The 3,183-nt window shown below is 38.1% G+C and carries 4 protein-coding genes; all 4 read left to right on the top strand.

What is annotated here, in order from left to right; genetic code table 11:
• Nucleotides 1–2,170: RHS repeat domain-containing protein (locus tag JCM21531_RS16785; RefSeq protein WP_162149331.1), on the top strand; the 2,170-nt coding region annotated here is incomplete at its 5' end.
• Nucleotides 2,112–2,468 (top strand): hypothetical protein, encoded by a 357-nt coding sequence (locus JCM21531_RS18815; RefSeq protein WP_131464569.1) that lies wholly within the window; start codon nt 2,112–2,114, stop codon nt 2,466–2,468. The genes JCM21531_RS16785 and JCM21531_RS18815, both read left to right, overlap by 59 nt.
• 192 nt (nt 2,469–2,660) lie before the next feature.
• Nucleotides 2,661–3,050, top strand: coding sequence for a hypothetical protein (locus JCM21531_RS16775; protein WP_038291529.1), 390 nt, complete (start codon nt 2,661–2,663; stop codon nt 3,048–3,050).
• The gene (locus JCM21531_RS19070) at nt 3,040–3,180 is read left to right on the top strand and encodes a hypothetical protein (protein ID WP_003519487.1); all 141 of its coding nucleotides are present in this window, start codon (nt 3,040–3,042) and stop codon (nt 3,178–3,180) included. Before JCM21531_RS16775 ends, JCM21531_RS19070 begins: the two co-directional genes overlap by 11 nt.
• Nucleotides 3,181–3,183 lie beyond the last annotated feature (3 nt).

Below are 3,183 nucleotides of genomic sequence, written 5' to 3'. Positions count from 1 at the left end.
TGGAATGCTTGATACCCTTATTAACCGGAAGGTAAAGGTAGTTAATCAGGGAGCTCCTACAGTAGAGACTGTAATTGAAAAGTATGAGTATACTTATGATGAAGCAAATAATCAAACTAAAAAGATTGAGAACCTGGTTGGTGGAACAAGGATAACAGATTATGAATATGATGCATTGAACCGACTGGAGACGGTAAGTGAGTCAAATGGCAGAGTCACAGTGTACGAGTACGATGTTGCAGGAAATAGAGAAACAGAGAAAATAAGTCAAAATGGAACAGTGCAAATATTCAACACCTATGTCTACGATAAGCAGAACAGGCTTGAGAGAATTGAGACAACAGGTGTAGAGACCCAAATACAGAGCTATCGTTATGATGAAAACGGCAATCAGACAGAGGTGTATACAGTAAAAGGCTCAACAACGGAGCAGACAGCAAGCTACAGCTATGATTTGCTAAACAGGATGATAAGTGCGACAGTCGGAGGAAAGACAGTAACATATACATACAGCGGCGATGGACTAAGAGTAAGCAAGTATGTAGACGGAACCTTGACAAAGTATATATACGAGTATGACAAGGTAGTACTTGAGCTGGACGGTTCAGGAAACCAAGTCGGAAGGAATATTTATGGAACGAACCTTCTGATGAGACAGGCAGATGGACTTAGCTTATATTACCTGTACAACGGACATGCAGACGTAACAGCTCTCGTGGATGCAAATACAGGAGTGTTACGTGCAACATACTACTATGATGCATTTGGTAATATAGAAGAGGAAAAGTACTATGATGCCAATGGAAATCTGACAACAACACCGATCAACAACAACATAAGGTATGCCGGTTATCAGTATGATGAGGAAACAGGGCTGTATTACCTAAATGCAAGGATGTATGATCCGAAGATAGCAAGATTTTTGCAAGAGGATACATACAGGGGAGACCCAAATGACCCGCTTAGCTTGAATTTGTATGTGTATGTGAAGAATAATCCGCTCATATACTATGACCTAACAGGGCATTTGGAATCAAAAATATCGTATCATTTATATAAATCAAGTGGATATAGTGAACCTTTAGATGAATTTATATTAAAAGATACAGGTGCTGGAAAACTTGCGGAATATAGACTTATGCAAGCTAATCAAATGGTTTTTTATGCAATTCGTGGTGATATTTCGCAAGAGGCAAGAATGCAACTTACTCGTGATTCTTATTATTTGGCAGAACAAGCAAGGTGGGAATATGCACAAACTGATGTGGCATATGGTCTCATGGTGTATGGAAAGGATTTCAGAACAGAAGCAAAACCTGTAATAAGTATTAATGCCCAAACTGAAGAGTATAGATTTCCGTATCTTGTAGAATCTCTGGCTTTTGATTTAGGATGGAATCCGAATCCGTTTGTTAAAGGTGGTCTTTCTGATGAAGAAGTCATAATGCCTTTAGCAAGAATCTTGAGGGACGTTGGTTTTGATGTAAGAGACAAGGATGTTGCAAAAACATTTTTTAATGTAAAGCAGCAAGTAGAAGCAGAGAGTGCAAGGAGAAACGGATGGGGAGACCTTCTTTATTATGAGTTAAATAGTATTGAATCGATAGATGCGGACCACAGAGCACATGTTATTGCATATGGAACGGCTTTATCTGGCTACGCTGCAGTTTTGGGGAACAGTTATCGCTCAACACTTAATAGACCGGAAATTTATAAGACAGATAGTAACGGAAAAATGATTAGCCGTTATGAAATTATTGAATCTGATGGTATTGTTAAGCCTAACAACAATCCTTATATTAAACTTAAGCTTAAACTTAATAGAGATTTTAGAGGCAAATTTAGGTTAAAGGGAACGCCTAAGACTACAAAGCTTTATAGGGTGATGAGTGAAGGGGAATACGAATCTTTAATGAGTAATAGACAGTTTACTGAATATGATAGAGCTATGGATTCCAAATGGTTTGCAACCAATACTAAAGACGCAGTCGAATGGGGCAAAGCATTCTATCCTGATGGAAATTACAAAATAGTAGAAATTGAAGTTCCTACAGACTCTCTAAGGCAAATGTACTTCGTTGAAAAACTAGACAATATTGGACCAGCATATTGTGCTGAACGAGATCTTATTAATAGTATCATCCAATCTATTAAGGAGGTATTACGATAATGAAAAAACAGTAAAAGCACAGATTACATGGATTTCATATTCAGATGGCGGGAGAAAGCATCCCCCTCTTGCAGGAACACGATATTGTCCTATAGTAAAATTTAAAAATATGAAAGGGAAAAATGGTGAATATTGGAGTGCTGATTTTGTATGCTCTGAAGTTGATAAAAATCATAGTGCTATAGTTGATTTTACATTTTTATCTGAGTATGCACCAATTGATTATCTAGTAAAAGGGAATCAATTTGAGCTTTTTGAGGGCAATAAAAAGGTTGCAGTAGGGATTATTGTTGAATAAAAAAATAAATTACACAACAGCGAATGATGTTTTCATTTCTTAATAAATATAAAACATGTAATTGAAGACAAATACCGAGAGATAGCCTGGCTAACCTAAAAAAGACAAGCCAGGTTTTCTTTTATCTATGCTTGACAATATGTATTACAATGTGATACAATAAAACCAACAAGAAATACAGGAGGTGCAATAATGTCTACAGAAAAGGATAGTATGTTACGGGTAAGGCTTACAAAAATGCAGTCGGATGAATTGGATGCGATTATTGGTGAGCTTCAAGCACAAATGCCGGAGGCAAGCGTTACCACATCAAGCATAGCAAGATACGCTCTGGAGAAGTATGTGAGCGACCATATTGCCAAGCGTGACGGAACCAAGATTTTTATTGAAATCAGTACCGCAGATGCCACAGACGAGGACATAAAGAATCTATATGGCCTTCTTTCCAAGCTGTTTGACGAAACAAAGGAGAATTACTCACCAATGGTTCATTACATGGTTGGAGAGATTTTAGAGCCTGTGATGATGAAGATGGCAAGCCACATGAAGCCTAAGAAACCGGAGGTGAGGGATGGTGAGTAAGAAACAGTACACAGTCCGCTGCCCTCACTGCAATCACAGGGTATTTGATGCCGATTACGCTGATGTTGAAATCAAATGCCCGGTATGCAGGAAGGTTTTTGAAGTAAAGCTGGAGAAAAAGGCGGGGTAAAAA

The sequence above is a fragment of the Acetivibrio straminisolvens JCM 21531 genome, from assembly GCF_000521465.1.
GTDB classification, from domain to species: Bacteria; Bacillota; Clostridia; order Acetivibrionales; family Acetivibrionaceae; genus Hungateiclostridium; species Hungateiclostridium straminisolvens.
Note: the sequence above shows the minus strand (reverse complement) of the source record. Positions and strands in the feature narration are given on the sequence as shown.